Source organism: Stenotrophomonas sp. STEN056, from assembly GCF_056759635.1.
Genome location: NZ_JBRRDL010000076.1, coordinates 1 through 277 on the forward strand (window position 1 = coordinate 1; position 277 = coordinate 277).

Genomic DNA, 277 nt, shown 5'->3' on the forward strand with positions numbered 1-277 from the left:
TGCAGGCGCGGACTATGCGTTGGCAGCCGGTGCTTCCAGTGCTGCAAACGGTGAGCGCAGCGTGGCCATGGGTGCCGGCGCACAAGCTGATGCCGACAGCAGCATTGCCCTCGGTGCGGATTCGGTGGCTGATCGTGCCAACACCGTGTCGGTGGGCAAGGCCGGCGCCGAGCGCCAGATCACCAACGTCGCCGCCGGTACCGAAGACACCGATGCGGTGAACAAATCGCAGCTGGATGTCGTTGCTGATGTGGCCGAAGGCACGCAGCGCTATTTC

Annotated in this window: 1 pseudogene; it reads left to right on the plus strand. The window is 64.6% G+C overall.

Features of this window, described 5'->3' with window-relative positions:
• Positions 1 to 277, plus strand: a pseudogene (locus ACVOLO_RS18065) (autotransporter adhesin YapN); the annotation flags it as partial.